The sequence below is a fragment of the Planctomycetota bacterium genome (genome assembly GCA_033763975.1).
Classification (GTDB): domain Bacteria; phylum Planctomycetota; class Phycisphaerae; order Phycisphaerales; family UBA1924; genus RI-211.
Genome location: JANRJM010000001.1, coordinates 1 through 16,691, shown reverse-complemented (window position 1 = coordinate 16,691; position 16,691 = coordinate 1). Strand labels below are relative to the sequence as shown.

Annotated in this window: 12 protein-coding genes; 1 reads left to right on the top strand and 11 read right to left on the bottom strand. The window is 64.6% G+C overall.

Annotation, left to right across the window (positions count from 1 at the left end):
• Window positions 1-229: 229 nt before the first annotated feature.
• From SFY69_00060 to SFY69_00025, 8 genes are all read right to left on the bottom strand, one after another.
• A complete protein-coding gene (locus SFY69_00060; GenBank protein MDX2130430.1) occupies window positions 230-5,530 on the bottom strand; it encodes a Holliday junction DNA helicase RuvB C-terminal domain-containing protein in 5,301 nt (1,766 codons plus the stop codon).
• Between the two features lie 28 nt (window positions 5,531-5,558).
• On the bottom strand, window positions 5,559-7,115 hold the full coding sequence (locus SFY69_00055; GenBank protein ID MDX2130429.1) for a hypothetical protein: 1,557 nt from the start codon (window positions 7,113-7,115) through the stop codon (window positions 5,559-5,561).
• An 11-nt stretch (window positions 7,116-7,126) separates the two neighbouring features.
• Window positions 7,127-9,193: a hypothetical protein gene (locus tag SFY69_00050; GenBank protein ID MDX2130428.1), complete on the bottom strand. Its 2,067-nt coding sequence runs from the start codon at window positions 9,191-9,193 to the stop codon at window positions 7,127-7,129.
• Window positions 9,178-10,494, bottom strand: a complete 1,317-nt coding sequence (locus tag SFY69_00045) for a DNA cytosine methyltransferase (GenBank protein MDX2130427.1) — start codon at window positions 10,492-10,494, stop codon at window positions 9,178-9,180. The genes SFY69_00050 and SFY69_00045 overlap by 16 nt, the downstream gene beginning before the upstream one ends.
• Entirely contained in the window at window positions 10,491-10,709 is a 219-nt protein-coding gene (locus tag SFY69_00040; protein ID MDX2130426.1) for a helix-turn-helix domain-containing protein, read from the bottom strand. Before SFY69_00040 ends, SFY69_00045 begins: the two co-directional genes overlap by 4 nt.
• Window positions 10,710-10,976: 267 nt before the next feature.
• Window positions 10,977-11,366, bottom strand: a complete 390-nt coding sequence (locus tag SFY69_00035; GenBank protein MDX2130425.1) for a hypothetical protein — start codon at window positions 11,364-11,366, stop codon at window positions 10,977-10,979.
• Between the two features lie 74 nt (window positions 11,367-11,440).
• Entirely contained in the window at window positions 11,441-12,178 is a 738-nt protein-coding gene (locus tag SFY69_00030) for a hypothetical protein (protein MDX2130424.1), read from the bottom strand.
• A 65-nt stretch (window positions 12,179-12,243) separates the two neighbouring features.
• Window positions 12,244-13,263: a hypothetical protein gene (locus tag SFY69_00025; protein ID MDX2130423.1), complete on the bottom strand. Its 1,020-nt coding sequence runs from the start codon at window positions 13,261-13,263 to the stop codon at window positions 12,244-12,246.
• A gap of 181 nt (window positions 13,264-13,444) precedes the next feature.
• On the opposite strand from SFY69_00025, the gene SFY69_00020 reads away from it, so the two are divergent.
• Window positions 13,445-14,107 carry a helix-turn-helix transcriptional regulator gene (locus tag SFY69_00020; protein ID MDX2130422.1) on the top strand — a complete coding sequence of 221 codons (663 nt, stop codon included), beginning with the start codon at window positions 13,445-13,447 and terminating at the stop codon, window positions 14,105-14,107.
• On the opposite strand, the gene SFY69_00015 is transcribed toward SFY69_00020, so the two are convergent.
• From SFY69_00015 to SFY69_00005, 3 genes are all read right to left on the bottom strand, one after another.
• Window positions 14,108-16,033 (bottom strand): recombinase family protein, encoded by a 1,926-nt coding sequence (locus SFY69_00015; GenBank protein MDX2130421.1) that lies wholly within the window; start codon window positions 16,031-16,033, stop codon window positions 14,108-14,110.
• On the bottom strand, window positions 16,030-16,251 hold the full coding sequence (locus SFY69_00010; protein MDX2130420.1) for a hypothetical protein: 222 nt from the start codon (window positions 16,249-16,251) through the stop codon (window positions 16,030-16,032). Before SFY69_00010 ends, SFY69_00015 begins: the two co-directional genes overlap by 4 nt.
• A 22-nt stretch (window positions 16,252-16,273) precedes the next feature.
• On the bottom strand, window positions 16,274-16,691 hold a 418-nt coding region (locus SFY69_00005; protein ID MDX2130419.1), incomplete at its 5' end, for a tyrosine-type recombinase/integrase.

Genomic DNA, 16,691 nt, shown 5'->3' with positions numbered 1-16,691 from the left:
CTGGGAAACCGCTTCACGAAGCGTGGGAAAAACCCCGCCACGGTCTCGGCCCGCGTGCGCTGGAGGAGGAGCTCCGACACGATCAGGGCGTAGCCAGAGGCCGACCGGTTGCGCCACGGAAACTGGCGCCCGTGCGATCGAAACCACGAGAGAATCAGGCGGCGAAAGGCGCGCAATCGCCATTGCTCACGACCGAGCCGGGCAACGATGCTCTGCGAACGCTGGCCAGTCATGGTCCGCCGCGGCCACTCGCGCGGTGGGCAAGCAGGTATTCGCGGCCCTCGCTCGTCAATTCGCGTCCGCGCGGACCGTGCCTGATGAAGCCCAGACGCACGAGGAAGGGCTCCACGTCGTTCAAGATGCGATCCTTGTCCACCGTTCGCATGAGGTTCAAGATGTTCTGCTCGCCGACGGGTGCATTGGCCCGCTCAAGGATGGCGAGGTACTCGAAGTCCATGCGCGTGAGCCCGCGAGCGTCGATCTCCCTGGCACGCCGCACTTCCTCCAAATGATCAAGGATCGTCTTGGATTCCTCCGCGACCAAAACGGCCGTTTCAAGCGCCTCGGCCAACTGTATGGCAATTCGCGGAACGCGGCGGCCCAGCCGAGCGACGGACTCGTACACGGGTTCGGGCCAATCGTCGTGTGGCACCTTCCAGCGGAGAATGCGGGCGACCTCGGCTTCCGTGTACTCGCGGAGCTGTATCTCGTCGCACCTGCTTGCGAAGGCGGCATCCACGTCCGACACGCGCGTGGTCGCGAAAAGGAACGTTGTCCTCTGAACGCGGGCAACGTGATCGTTCAGGACGACCGTGCGGTCGGCCGCTTCGAGCATGGTGAGCAACGCTTCCTGGAGTGCCCGCGGCACCAGATGCACCTCGTCGATGAAGATGATGAGGGGCGGGTACTCCAGGACGGGCAGGCCAACTTGCTGTCCCACTTGCGAGGCGGTGAGGTTGTGTGACGAGAGTTCGCCGTTCACCATCTCGAACAACTTGTCGCGGCTTGACACGCCGCGCCCGTCCAGCTTGACGAACGGCAGGCCCAGAGCGCGTGACATGCGACGGGCAAGCTCGGTCTTGCCGGTACTCGGCAAGCCGGTGAAGAGGTAGTTCTTCGCGAGGTGCGGAGGATTCTCGATGAGTGCCCGCAGCAGGTCGTTAGACAACCGGGTTACCGCAGGCTCGTTTCCGATGAAGCCTTCGAATGCGTCGCGCACACGCTGGCGCACCTCAGACGGGACACGCGAACCGGCTTGGGGCTGGGTCGCCGGCGTGATTGCGGCGACAGTTGGAGAAGCAGCGGGAGTTGCTGTGAGATTCGCTGCAGATGGCCGGGTTGGTGCCGTCGAAGCAGGGGTCTGGCCCGCGGTCGGGGCCAGTGACTGCGCCGGGACTGGTGCGGCCGGCAGCTCTGGTATTGCAACTGGGGCCTGTGTTGCCGACAACGGAGGCGCTGTTGGCACGGGGGTAACCGGGACGGCAGGAGGCGCGGTGGCAGCCGGTGGAGTCGCCGCAGCACCGCAGCCCGGGAACGAGAAGTCCATCTGCGTAACTGCCGTGTCGGCTGCCACGGAAACTCCCGTGCCACCGGATAGCAACGCCCGGGCATCGTCTTGCGACACAATAATCGTGTCCTGACGGTGATCACCGTCCAGGTCGGCAACGCGCGTTGTCTGCGAGCCGTCAAACACCACTAGCCTGCCGGCCGTTGTAACCGTTATGCGGGCGGTCCCTTCGAGCACGTCCTGCATGGTGCGCTGGTGCACGGCCGCCCAGTCCTGGTTCGGGTGCTGATGTAGCCAGTGGGCGGCGTAAATGCGGAAGGCAAAGTCGAGGAGCTGGGCGAGCAACGCGTTCACGCAGGTGCGCCAGAGATCGCTGGCAGGAGGCTGTGTCCACAACGCTTGCAAAAGGCCGCCCAGAGTTTGTGCCTGAGTGAGCGCATCGCGCATGTCGGTTGCCGCCATGCCGGTGGCGCGGTACTTGATCTCGACGGGAGTGATCTTGATCGAGACCGGTTGCGCCGCCGCGGGCAACTGGATTGCAACGACCAGAAGGTCGGGCCGCTGCGCACTAGCGGAGGCGGGCAACGACGCGCGACGAAGCCGGTCAAACAAGTCCTCGTAGGGATCCACCGGGAGAACAAGGTGAATGCAGCTGCCTAGCCACACCGGAAGGCGCGCGGTGGTAGCGTTCGGACGGAAGGCATCCTGGAGAAGCCGGGTGGCCAAGAGCAGTCCGAGCTCCCCGCGCGATTGGCTCCCCCCGCTCGCGAGGCGTTTGAGAATCGGGATGCCGTGCCGGGAAACTTCTTCGAGCAAGCCGGGAATACTCGGCGGCGGGTTGACAACGAGCGAGGCAGCGTGTTCAACGGCGTCGCACATGGCCGTGGTCGGCTGCGCGACGAGGTAGTACCCAAGGCTACTTTCGCCGCCGCCCAAGACGCCGGGCAACTCGTAGTCCCATAGGAACCCGCTTTGCGAGACGGTGCCGCGCACGATGCACGCGGGATCGACCTGATTCGACGTGAGCGAGAGGAAAATGGCGTCGCGTAACCTGCTTCCTACGGCGTCCTGATTCGGCGTAAACCGGAAGTGTGTGTGTTGCGCGTCGGCGTTGACCAGTTGCTCGTACTGCTGGACCGTACGCGACAAAAGCGATGGAAGATCGTTTCCCGCGAGACGCGTCGTGGACACGCGTGACTCCAGGATGGACCTCGCGTCGTGGAAGTCCTCGCGGATGCGTGCCCTATAGAGGACGCCAGGAGTCGTGGCCGACCGGGTCCCGCCGGCGACCGCCTCGTGCGACCGGGCTCCAAGCTGGTCGATGATTGTGAGGTCGAGCTTGGGAACTTGCGCCGCGGGATGAAGCTTGAACCACCGCGCCCGCTCGCCGGTAATCTCTGAAAGGTCGGCAAGCTCTTCGGGCGACGGGTCGCTAGCGCCCCTGGTGTCAAAGACCTCCACGCGCAGGCTGTTCGATGGGTTAACGAAGTCCTGCGAGTGCTGCGCCTTGCTCCAGCGAAAAACCCCGTCTCCGCACTCGCTGGATGTCTCGGCATCGCCGACGATCCCCACGCGAAGCGTCGCGCGGGCGGGGAGCAGGCGGTTGACCTCGTCGAGGCTGTCTTCTGTTTGCTGGGCGGTGAAGCCTCCCGTGATGGCCTGCACTTGCAAACCAAGGTCGAATAGGCGGCGCATCGCCTCCGCGCGCGGGACGGGCCTGTCAAGATACGCGGTGTTAATGAGCACGGCCCAGTGGGGATGCTCGCATGGCAGCGAGAAGAACGCGCGCGGCTTCAAAGCGTGGCCATCCCACAGTTGCAACAGGGCCGCGTCCGGGCAGTGCGCCGGGCTCAACAACCCCGCGCCGGGGCAGGGGTGGGCGAGCGAGTCCGCTAGTTGTCGCTGCGCGGTGGCATGCCAGGCGAGCCGCAACGGGTGAAGGGGTGACAGGAGAATCACGACGGGCTCGTCGGTTGCCACGTGGCGACCGGCCTGAGCATTCCACTCGGCCGTGTGAATCGCCATTACGTCTAGCCAGCCCGCGGCTGAGGCATCCTGAGCCAGCCAGTCGTGATACTGGCGAAGGTACTCCGAGACAAGCGGGGCAAGGGCTGCGTTGCCGAGGTCGATCTCGGAAATGCACCGCTGCTCCTGATTGAGAACCGTTCGCACTGCTTCGCGGGCAGCAAGCAAGGCGGGCGGCGGCGTGATGGCCGGCCGTGGATCAATCTGCGGCGTGACATCGCCCAGGGAGCGCGACGCGGTCCAGTCAACAACGCGGACGCCCGCACCCTCGGAGGTCCAGCACGCGATAACGGGACGCCAGCTATCCGCCGCTCCGAGGTACGAACCCAACTCCAGACGGTGGATCGCGTTGTCCGGCGCATGGGGTATGCACTTGCGCTTCGGTTCGCGGTGCTCGCGGATCAAAGCCGCCAGCCGCGAACTGGCCACGTCGGCGATGTCCTGAACGGTGACGAGCAGGGTCCATTCGCCGACCGTCGTTCCGGCCTGATTGGTGAGAGTTACCGTGAAAGTGTCGTTGTCTTCCACGTCAACGGTGATCACCGTTGACCAGGCACCGGCTGCCGTGGCCTGGATCTGGGGCGCCTCGCCCGGTCGGCCAACACTGACATGGGTAACGGAATCGACATGAAAGACGGTGAGGTCTGTGTTTCCGCCCCTGGAGAGGCTGAGTTCCTGCGTCCACGCGCCGCTACGGGCAGCATGCACGGGCAGCCCGTTCCGCTCCGCGTCGCGTGCAACAACCAAGCCACCGCAGGCGAACGACTGCAGCACGATCACGTCCACTGTGCCAGCGCGGAAGTTGTTCGCCTCGACTTTGTACGTTAGGGGCTTGCGGTGGGCCGGGGCCGCGGCATCGGACACCCGCGACGGGTCCATTGCGAGCGGCGGCACGGCTACCGGTTGCGCGCGGTCTACCTTGCGTGTGAATGAGAGGGGACCCGGAACGGCACCCTGCGCGGCGGAGGCCTGGAGTTCCGCGGTTGTGGTGACGACAAATGGTCCCTTTCGCACCGGGCTCGCGCCTGCTAGCCCGTTCGTGCAAGCCAGAGCTAGACGGCCTTGCTGCGGTCCCTGGTCAAGCTCGGCGAGTATTTCGGCAAGGACAGGAGTGGTCAGCGCGTCGTACCAGGACGGGGACGGCGTGGTTACGCGGTAGTACCTGGAGGGCGCTGTCTGGAGCAGCGTTGGTGAGAACAGGCTTGCGGACAGGTGCGTATACAGGGAGTCAAGGCTGTTCCCGATGCCGTGTTGCTGTGCCGCAGCGGTTGCCTTCATCTGGTCGATGGCGTCGCGAAGTCCCTCGGTAGCGACGAACTTGCCCAGGCCGGCAAGGGTGTCGTACGCGCCCCGAAAGCCCGCGCCGCTGGCACCCAGCACTGGAAGGCCGGCTGCGCGGCAGGCAGCATCGACGCCGGACGGCCCGGGCACGGTGGATAACAGCCGGTCGATGACCTCCCAGGTCATGGCGTCGCGCGCGGCGGGTTCCAAGTGCGAGGACTCGGTACGGACAAGGCGCAAGAGGTCCCGGGCCTGAGGCTCTTGAAGGGCCAGTCGCGTCGCGACGGCACCGGTTAGATGGGCCTGCAGCGGATCGTCTCCGGCACGTGTAGACCCGATCTGGCCGATCGTCTCGGTCGTGTTTGCAAGCGACTCCGGGCGATTATCCCACGACCGGCGGCTGGCAAGTATGAGGACGCGGGGCCGGCTGTTCCTGATGGAGACCGCGTAGTCCCAACCACAAACCTGCGAGAGCCCCGTGCCTGCCGCGGGTGCCCCCGGGTCTACCAGAAGCACTACCACGTCGCGCGCCGGCGTGCCAGGCACGAGATGCCAATCGTGTTGCCCCGCGCTTGTCAGGATGGAAAAGAGCTCGCGGATCGCCGAGTCAGGAGGCCCCACCATGACCGGACGAACCGGGCCGTTGGGATCGCGCGCAATCGCCGCGCTGAAGTGCTGCTCGGCGTAGGTCTTCAAGCATTCTGCAAGGGCGCGCATCCAGGGATCCTCTTCGCTCTTTCAAGCTTCAAAATGGTCTGACCAGCAACCTACCACCGGCCGCGTCGGGGCTATCCACGACCAGGCCCAGCATGGAAAGGTCTCGGCCCGTTTTGCCATGCACCAGTTCGCCAGCCGGGACGCGAAGCCCATAGTCCCCGAGATGTCGCCTGAAATCGTCGAGGCTCACCGGGATTGCCGGGTTCGCAGAGCAGCACGCGTGCACCAGAGCCACAAGCATGGCGGGGCCGGGCTGCACCGGGAGGGGCTTGCGCTCGTCCGCGTAGGCCAGCAGGTAAGACAGGTCGTAGCAACGCTGGTCGGGGTCCTTCGCCTTGACTTGGCCGAGGCTGTGACGGGCAAACTCGAACAAGTTCTTGGTGTAGCCCGAGTCGCACTGGGCAAGTGCCCGGAGATCCTCTCGACTGTCGAACAGGCCCCCGACCTTGGCTCGCAACCACTGCCCTGCATCGCCCGCGTCGATCGCTTGCCGGTTCGCGTGCACATGGGCGAGAAACTCTGCGAGCGCGACGGGGGCGCTTTTCTGTGGCATCGTGCTGAAACCGATCGGAACAGTGGGCGCCCAGGAGACGCCGGCGTCGTCCAGTCGGCAGAGAAGTAAGTTCAGCCCGGTCCTCGCGTAGGCGTACAACTCGATCATGCGCTCGACGAGGGACTCCGCGTCCGCGCCGAGTTCGAGGAGCGGCCTTGCCTCGTCGTGCGTTTCCCAGATCGCCAACTCGACCGCCGGCGCCGATGGCGGGGTGCCTCCCGAGGCGACGGCGAGCACCTGCTCCCATGCCAGGATGTTTGCGTTGCAGGTCCAAAGCACGTGCATACCGAGACCAAGGCGAAGCATGGCTTCGAGCAACACCGTCCACTGGCGACGGGTGAGCGACGGTTTGATCGCGAGCACCGCGGGAAGGTCGGTGCAAAACCGCTCGGCCGGGCTGAGCCGCGGTGGCGGGGTGGTTGCCACGCGGCGTGCCCGCAGCACGTCGTCACCAAGTGCAATCTGCCGGAAAGGCGCGGGTGTCACCGGGACCGGGTCTACGCCCTGCAGGCCCTGCCGCAGAGCATCCTCCACGTAGCGTGCAAACACGTCGTCGGTCGGTGCTACTTCCAGCGCCTCGCCGAGAGCGACAACCAGTGCCTCGCCGTCCGCTTTGCCTAGCCCCGCACCGATAGTCTCCAGCAACAAGTTGGACGGGTTCCACCGGCTCCTCGGGCGCTTGCCGAGCACGCCGGCAATCCGCGCGATGGTCGGGACGATCGGCATCAGCTGCCGGGACGCCGTGGGGCTGAACTGGCCGTGGCGAAGTGGGCTCGCGATGCCACCTCGCTCGGTGAGAAGTGGCATCCACACTTCGCGGCCTCCCACTCCCGCTGGCATCGAGGCGGGCGTGCGTGCGATGTTCTCCAAGTCAATCGTGCTCTCGTTCACGCCCAGTACCAGCCGGCGACATGCAGCCGCAAGTAGAACCTCGCCCGTTGACCACTCCGGCGCGGTGGTGTATAGCAGCGATCCCTCGTAGGAGGGGTGCCGTTTCTTCGTGGGCTCGCTCTCGAAATCCTGGACCTGCATGGAACTCCTAGCTATTCAGGCACGATAGTGGGCTGTCCCGCCGCAACGGGGAGCGTCAGTTTCTGGTTGGCGGGCAGCTTGATGGACGCGCGACCGTCAACAAAGAGGTCGTCCGCGCGGCACAGGCCACCTGCAATCCTGTGGCGGACCCGGTCGATCGCGGCGCGAACTCCGGCCGGTAGGCTGCTCCCGGCGCAGCCTTCCTTTCGCAGGCGGATCGCCATGAAGAAATCAAACGTCAGGGGAATGCGGTAGTTGAGGCTTGTGAACTCGATGCACGGCACGTCGTGGCCGGGAGTGGTCGGGGTCCCGACCGGTGCCGCGATTGGGCGGATGCCGGGGCCTTGCCCCTGAAGGCTCACCAGCGGCTGACGATCTGCCGTGGGTTGGCCGAGAATCTCCAGCATGTTGAACCGCGGCACCGTTTCTCCGAGCAGCGGTTGCAGCGCGCCTCGCACCGCCGCTAGCCGTGTCACGTCGCGAAGCGACGCCTCGTAGTCCGCGAGGTACTCGTCCAGCGCGTGGTGTCCGAAGCGAAGCCCGGCGCTCCGTTTGGCGATCATCGCGGAGATCTTGCGGATCAGGCAAACGGCGGCGATTGCCGTCGCCGACTCGCGTCCAAGCGTGTCCCACTCGTCCTCGGCCTTCTCCAAGAGGGCGAGAAGGCGATCCTCCAGCGGTGACGGCGCGGACGCCTGGAACGCCGATCGGCCTTGCTCTACCGATTGGCAAAATGCGTCTTCGATGACGCGAAGCGCGTGCACGGGATCGACGGGAGTATAGGTTGCCGGGTCAAGCCGCGCGTAGTCGCGCAACAAGGTGTCGCGGATGGGCTTGGACGAGGCGCGACTGTCGCCGATGGCGATGGCGGCGGTGAGCGCCTGGGTGAGCGGTTGCAGCTGCGCTGTCACGGTTCGCTGCTCAAGGAAGGCGCTGGCAGTCTGGCGAGCTTCTCCGCCGCGGAACATCGCGTTGGGATAAAGCTGCGACGCGAGCGAGAAGACGCTTCGAGCGTCGGCCGCGGCGGTGCCGGTGGCGGCATTGTGCTGGTGAACCCACTGGCATGGATGGTTCGCAGGCTCGAAGTCACTCCACTGTCCGACAAGGAGTTCCGCGGCAAGCGAGAACGCGTCGCGGAAATTCCAGCGCTGGCCGCGGGCGAGTTCTCCGCGCCGAAGAAGCGTGTGCAGGTTGGCGCGCTGTGCATCGGCCCGGAGCCACTCGGCGTTTTGGCGAAACGGGCACGATGCTCTCGACGTGCAATCCTGGCAACGGCCGGCCGTCTCCCACCGTGTGGCATCCACCGCCTGCCGAAGCGTCACCTCGAATGGACTTGGCCCTTGCCCATCCGCTAGTAGGCTCTCTACGTCAAGCGGCCAACACGCGAAGCGTTCGTCGTCCAGCGGCCAGCATCGCTTTCGGCCGGCCAGAGTTTCATGCCCGAGGCTCGACGCCTGGATGACGCTCGCAAGCAGACGCGTGACCACATTGGTCGGACCGTAGGCTCTCACCGCCTCGTTCATCGCGCGCGCCAGCAGGCCGCGGTTCGCGCAGGCGACGAAGACGGGCAGCGGCGGCGTCGCTGGATACGTGAACAAGTCCGCGAGGTCATCGGCAAGTTCAGCCGCGGCGTTGCCGTTTGCGGATTCGGTCGCGGTCGCGTCCTGGACCACGATGAGGCGCGCCACCTTGGCGGCAAATTCCGTGGCACCTCGCGCCAGGTCAGCGGTCCGGATTTCGACCTTTCGGGGCAAGAGGCCGGGGCGTGAGAACTGCTGCCGGAGCGCGTCGGTGAGGCCGCCGCCGGCGCCGAGAGCCGTGTCGAGGTGAGTAAGAAAGTCCTGGACCGTTTCGGACTTGCCGTTTCCCGGGCCGCCGACAAGGAAAATCCATCGTGGTTTTGACTGCGCGCTCGCTGCGATTTCGGTCGCGAGGGTCCTAAGGCGGCGGACGAGCGCGGTTTCGATGATTTGGCCGACGGGGTTTGGGCGCGGTTGGAAGGGAACGTGCACACCACCGGCCGAGTGGCCATGCCACGTCAACAGGTCCACGACGTGTGGATTCAGGTTTGCTGGCATGGTGCCTCCGGCAACCCGAGGTTGCGCTTCAAATCGGCAATCAGTTCACCGACAACTTCCGCGAGGAACGGTGGCACAGCATTACCGGCTTGCGTGTACCTAGGGCACTCGCGCAACCGCCGATCCCCGCCGGTCGTGTACTTCCCCTTGAAGTCGTACCAGTCTGGGAAAGACTGGAGCCGAGCGTACTCGCGCACTGTGAGGATGCGGGGTTCCGAGTAGTGCAGAAAATCGTCGGGCAACGTCGTCAGCGTGTGAGAAGGCTTGTCCGGGTGCAGCGGAACGACGCACTGCTTCTTGAGGTCAAATCGCTTCCGGTCGGTCGCGGACAACTGCACGCCCTTTCGGCATGTGGAGAGGATGTTCTTGAAGCGCGTGGTCACCTCGTCGCCGTGTCGCGCGAGGCGAAGGCTGTTGGGAGCAGTCCCGTTGAGCGTGCCGTGCAGTAGGCGTTGGTAAGTACTTAGCGGGTGCTTGTACTCGATCTGCTTGAACCCCTTGGAATCTACGCACTCGATGATCCTGTTCTTCTCTCTCGCCAAATCGGAGATCGCCTGCTTGACGGTCACCGGTTTGTCGGCGGGCAGCCCCTTGTGCTGAAGGAACTTCTTGCGGCGGGTTTCGAAGTCCTTGAAGGGATCAAAATCGGTGAGGTCCTTCAACAGGGGCTTCTTGATGGCGAGCATGATGTAACGAGGGCGAAACTGCGGCACGCCGACATCCGTGCCATGCACGAGCTTCGTGAAGACGCGGTACCCGGCCTTGTCCAACCGGGCCTTGATCTTCTCCGAGAACGGCTGGGGCGGTCGGCCGCGTCGCTTCTTGTTCTTCACCCCATTCTTGAACGCGACGGAGATGCCCTTCACGTTTTCGAGAAGCACGAACGACGGTTGCAGCACGTTGACCAGCGTGATGTAGTGCTTGAAGAGCTCGTTGCGAGGATCGTTCCGCTTCCTGCGGCCCGCGAGCGAGAAGCCCTGACACGGCGGGCCACCCGCGAGGAGGTCAACCGTGCCCCTCATGGCGGCAAGTTCATCTTGGTGCTTCTTAATGAAGTGGCTGATTTCGATCGGGGTCTTCTCAAGCCAGTCTGGCCACGCGTAGCGAAACGGGCAGTTAACTTGCCCATCAACCAGATTGTGCTTGAGCGTCTCGAACGCGATCGCGTCGCGCTCGACTGCAAAGAGGCCGTTCCAGCCGGCTGACATGAGCCCGAGGGAAAGGCCGCCGCAGCCCGCGAACAGGTCTACGAAGTTTCCCGCCTGCGATGACTTCGCCGGTGCCGGCGGGTCGGTGTTCATGCGCCTCTCCTGCTCGCGTGACGCGAGCCGGCACCGGCGCGCGGACGACCCGATTGCTTGTCCAGCCACGCGTCGATCTCGGGCTGGCGGAACTTCCAGAGGCGGCCGACCTTGAGCGCGGGCAGATTGTTGCGGTCGATCAACTTGTAGACGGTGTCGCGCTTGACACCGAGAAACACGGCCAATTCGTCAACTGAGAGTAATCGTTCGCTCATGTTGTCTCGCCACGGCTCATCCAGATTGCTCCAAAGCTCGATTCTGGTGCAGTTTAGCCTCTCTGGGCCCAGTGTATTGGACAATGCACCGGCTTTCCTTCCTGGCGTCTTGCGGTCTGCAAATCCGATCCTGCGCCCGGCGCACCCGTCTATCGATTTCATTCAGAGTGGTTCGATCTGCTCCAATTCGGTGATGGACAACTGAGATAGTGGCCGGGAGGTCTCGGGAACCCCCGGAGCAAGTGCCCTGTCCAGCGGAATCAAGCTCTAGCCGTGGCCGGTCCATTCCACGGCGACATACCGCTCTCCCGTTCGGCTCTGTAGCCCCTTCGCCTCATGCTCAGCGTCTTCGCGAAAGCGCCAACCAGTCTTCAAGTCGGCATTGCGATAGAACGTGTTTCCCTCGGTGTCGACGACAACCCAGCACTCCTCGTCGCCGCTGGCGAGCACGATGGTCTTGGCGGCCCGGGCTTCGTCGAAGTCTTCCTCGCTGTCGTACTCGCATAGGGCATCGCCGGAGAACACCATGTACTTCCCGTCGCCCCGCCAGTACGCGGCGAGCCAGATACCGCCACCGCTGTCCCACGCCTCCCCGCTGAACACTTCGGCAAGGGCTTTGGCTTGTTGCTCGTTCATGCAGATCTCCACCTTCATCATGCCATTGTACTTCGACGGAGACGTCGCCGAGGAATTGCCTAACGGCTGCTTGGCTAGGCACTTCGGCGCACCCTTCACGCCTTCAACGATCTCTCCACCCACGCCTCGCTCAACTTCGCCACCGCCGTTGACCACCACGGGTTGATGTGCCACCGCCCCGGGCGGATCTCCTCGATGCGCCCGGCCTTGCGGAGTTCGAGGAGGTGGGAGAACAGGTTGATCTCGATGATCATCTCGGTGCGCTCGCGCATGAACCCAGCAAGGCGGCGGTTCAAGCGCAGGATGGTGCGGGTGCGGATGCCGGGGCGGTGGAAGATCTGGAAGAGCACCATGTCCTCCATCAGGTCGCGCTCCCAGTCGCCCGACTCGGTTTGCCACTCCGAGCGATCGATCATCTCGCCGCGGTACATGTCGGCCAGCGGGATGCCGCGGAGGGCGCCGCCGCAGTATGGGATGTGGAACGCCAGGTCGATCGGATTCTTCATGCGGAACCGGGGCGCGTAGGCGAACGTGGCGCGGAGATTCTCGTGCGTGTCGAGCCAACGCATCAACTCCAAGTACGACGGGTGGTCCTTCGCCGGGAGCGGCTTGCGGGTCGGCGGAATACTGGGGCGCAGGCGTTCCTTCGGAGGCTTCAACTTGAGCTTCACGTAGGGCAGTTCCACGCGGCCGTACTGCTTCTGCATCACGCTGCGGCCCACCGCCTCACAGCCGCGCTCGTACCACGCACGGAGATACTCCGACAGTTCGACGGCCTGGTCGTACGCCTTGCGCGAGTGCTGCGAGTCGCGCTTGACGAGGTTGAGCAGCATGCACGCCGTCTCCCACTTCACACGCGATGGCTCGGTCAACAGGATCTTTGCGTCTTGGACGAAGCTCACTGACCACCCCCGTTGCCGTTGAACGTCGGCCACTGCGGCAGCAGCTTCTCCTCGACGATGACGCGGCCGGCGTGGGTCAGCATCCAGCCTCCGCCGCGCTCATTGCCAAGCGAGGTCACGAGCATGGGCTGCGCGGACATCATGCTCGCGAGCTGCGCCTTGGCGGTCAGAAGCAACGCATCGGGATCAAGCGTCTTGACCAACGCCTTGAGCGGCTTGAGCCACCAGTTGAGATGGACGTCCGAGACGCGGTAGACGTTGTCGGCGCTGGCACGCACGAGGATCAGGTCGTGGATGAGATCGAGTTCCCAGTTGGTGGTGATCGGCGCCCACGGGCGGTCGATGAGCCCCGCTTCGTACGCCGGCGCGAGGTCGCGCAGACGCGTCACCGTGCCGTCGCCGTGCTTGAAGACGAAGTCCTCGGGACCGCTGGGCGGCAGGATGGCATCCGCCGGGTTCTCAGCCATCCACGCAGCGACCTCGGCGTCCACGCGCTGCGGCGGCTCTATCGGACGCGTCGGCTCGCCGACTTCGACACCAACCGGGTCGGGCTTACCGAGCTTTTCAAGGCGAGCCTGATGGCGGAGCGTGATCTGCGTGCGGCCGTAGCTCTGGCGGCAGTGGTTCGCCGCGTTCCACAGCCCGGACACCAGCTTCGCGCCCCACGGCACCATCTCGGGATTCTCATGGACCAGCTGCTGGATGTGCATGACCACCTCCTGCACCTGCTCTTCGAGCTTGACGACCGTGCGGACCAACTCCTGCGAGGTCGGCTTCACCTCCACGGAGATGTTGTACGTGCAACGCTCGCTGGGGTCGGTCACGGCCACCAGCGTGTCCCACTGCTCGCTGAACCAGCGGTTGTACACCTCGACGAATTGCTTGAGCGAGCCGCGGTGCTTGGGATGACGCTCGTAGAGGTCGATCAGGCTGCGGGAGGCGAGCTTGGTGAGGGTGAGGGCCTGGGTGAGTTCCGAGATGGCCACGTTCTGACGACGACGGTCTTCGATCTTCATGCGATTCTCCCAGTTTGACGGGTTCTTTGGCCACAGGCCTTGACAAGCAGCCGTATTAGCCGTCTAATTACCCCTCGACGGATAAGGCCGTCAAGAGCGCGGCGCGGAATTCCGCGCGAGATTCTGAAACAAAGTGATCAGCTTGCAAAAACGCAATCTGATCCACAGCGGAGAGCACCCGATGTCGAGCAAACAGCAGCCGAGGCCCATCACTGGAGCCGCCGTGCGGGCGTACCGAAAGCTCCTCGCCATGAACCAGGCCGATTTCGCCGCGGCGGTCGGCGTGAGCCAGGGTTTGATCAGTCAGTGGGAGGGTGGCTCGGTCGCAGTGGGTTCAGACTCCCAGCGTCGCATGTGGGACGCCTTTGCAAAGCACCCCCAGCACCCGCTCGGGAAGTTCATGGACAAGTTCGCCGCGGAGTCCCGCGGCCGCACCCCATTGGCTTCAAACCCCAAGGGCCGCTCGCTCTCGCTGCTGGTGTACCGCTGGCGAGAGGACTTCTCCTTCGACGCCGACCCCAACCAGTGCGAGGTGGTGGGCATGGTGACGCTCAACCTCGATGCCGTGGCCGAGGCCATCGCGCTGGAGATGCCCGCCGCACGGGACAAGCGGGGCGACATCGTGGCGTTCGTGCGTGATGGCGACTCGGCACCGGAGGAGCCAGGTCAGTGGCTCGTGCAGCAGCGCCGAGGCGGCGGCGCCGGCCAGGTCCTCGTTATTGAAGTGAAACGCGGCGGGCCGTCCCCGCCGCGCTCGAAGGTCATTCTGCCCAGCGGCGCAACCTACGACCCATCGGCGGTCGAGGCTGCGTTTCGGGCAGTCTTTGAAGGGAGGTACCTCTGATCATGCCGCGCGCCGACGCAGACGCTGCGGCGGAACGACGAACCAGAGTCGGCGTTCCGCGCTCGCCAGCGGATGGGCCTCGGCTACGGCTTTGTATACCGAGGTGCAGTCGAGGCCCATCGCTTCCGAGGCCTTGGCGGCCGATCCGCTGGCCCAGAGGGGGATGCGGGCGACCATCTCGACCTTCATCGTCGCCAGATCAACGGTCATGCTCTCGATGAACGTCGCCAGCAGTTCGCGCAGATGCGCGGCGGGCAGTTCTCGCAACGCCTCCGCCTGTTCGACTTGGACATCGATGACGGCATCGACGAACTTCTCGACGTCGGAATCAGACAGCGCGGCCGGCGTCGCCATCGCTCTCAGACGCTGCGCCGCCTCGCGGCGCGCGGCTTTCAGTTCGGCGAGCTTGGCGCGGACGGCCGACTCATCCTCCCCATCGAACTCGTCGAGGGCGACGGCGATGCGGCGGTCGAGGCGACGGACCTCGGCAGCCAGCGCCTCTCGATCCTGACCGTCGCCGGCGCGGCGGCGGACGGCGGCCTTGTACTCGGCCGCGATCTCGTCTCGCAGCCCGGGCATCGAAAGGATGAGGCATTTCGCCAGGTAGAGCGCGGTCGCTTCCAGCGGCTCGGCCGGGACCATGCGGCGAGCAACCTTGTCGCTGGTCGGATTGCTCAAGGACTTGCTGACGGCGTAGTAGCGAGCCTCGCCATGGCGACCCTTGCGGCGTCCGGTCATGGACTGGCCGTCGACGGTCTTCAAGATCCCCTTGAGGAGGAAGTCGGACCCATGATGCTTGTCGCGCGCGGTGCTCTCTCGCCCGTTCTTGAGGTCATCAAGGATGCGTTGATGATGCTCAGTAGCGAGCAGTCGCAGGTCCGCAGGCAAGAGCTCCGCCAAGTCGGGATACTCGACGACGATCCATTCCGATGAGGGGCGCATTGTCTGCGCGGGACGGCCGCTCGCGGTTCGGCGGGCCTTGGGCGCCTCAGAGGGCTGGTCCGCCGCGCGGGCGTAGTACAGAGCCATGGTCGAGCGGTTGGCGATGCCGCGGCCCGAATAGGTTGGGTTGTCGATGATGGCCTTGACCGTCGAGAGGCTCCAGCCCTTGCCCGTCGGCGATGGAACGCCTCGATCGTTGAGGTCCTTGGCGATCGTCCAGTAGCCGACCTTGTCGCTGAAGTAGCGTCGGTAGATAGAGCGAGCGACCTCGACCGCGGCGGGCTCGCCAGGGATGAGGCGAACGCGCTCATGCTTCTGCTTGCGGTAATGCGCAGGCGCGCCCGAGGCCTGATTGCGGCCGTAGCGGTCCAAGGCCTCGCCGGTCGTCGGATGCAGTCGGACCTGCGTCCCGTCCGCGTAGTTGGTACGAACGACATGCAGCGGCCGACCGTCTTCAGAGACGTACAACTTGTCGATCGCAAATGGCGAGATCGAGCAATGGGCCTTGCGGCCCGATTCGAGGGCCGACTGCGATCCGCGAGCGACGCCCATAGCGATCGACTTGGCCTGCTGCTTCGCGACGACGGCGTCGAGCGCGTCTTTGACCTCGCCGAAATCTCCCATCGGCGCATGCCCCAGCGCTGAGACGACTTGAATCCCGACGCGCTCCAAGTCGTATCGCAGCTTTGCGCTATGGCCCGCACCGGCGCGGCTGAATCTGCTCGCGTCTTGAACGACGACGATGTCGAAGTCGTTCGCCTCGGTCTTTCTCTTAATTAGACTGGCGATGACGCGGTCAAGATTCTCCGCGATCGATCCAGAAACGCCCTCAAGGCGAACCACATCGACCTCGACCATGCCGTTCTCCGCAGCGAATCGGCGGACCAGACGCAGCTGGTCATCGATGCTCGTATCAGCCTGCCCCTTGGTACTGCAGCGCACGAGCGCGATGTACCTCTTCCCATGAAGTCTTTGGTCTCTCATTTCTCAATCTCCCCGCGACTCTGCAGATTCTTCTGAACGATGTCGGCAACGATGCGCTGCAGAGCCGCTTGAAAATGACGTTCCGCCTCGACCGACATCGGGCGCGCAGTCATCGCGCCCGCCATGAGGCCCTTGGATTTGCGGCATCGCCCAACAGGGGCGGAGGTTGCTGCGGCTTGGGCGGACTCATGGTCGTTAGTCTTAAGTACTGAGTGCATGCGCGGACTCCTTCTTTAATCTTCAAGATTTCTTGTGCGGCGGAATCTGGATCCGCTTCACCGCGTCGAGAGCGGCATCGTCGTAGAGCGAGAAGTACAGATCCGTCACCGTGCTGTCGCGGTGGCCCAGCAGACCGCGGACGTAGCGCTCAGGCGCGCCGCCCTTGGCAAGCTGCGAGCAGAAGAAGTGGCGAAAACTGTGCAGCTTGAACCGCTGGTTCTCGGCCAGCTTCAGCGTCTTGGCCGCCACGCGGAGGCGGTTGAGGCACTTGCTGACATTGAGCGGTTCGATACCTTCGGGATCAAACTGCGACGGCGAGCGGGTGAAGACGCGGTCGGTCTTGCGTGGCAGCCCTTTCAGCACGGGCAGCAACTCGGGATGGATCGGGATGCGGCGGATGCCACCGGTCTTGGTCGTGCCCTGCGAGCCGCCGCGGCGG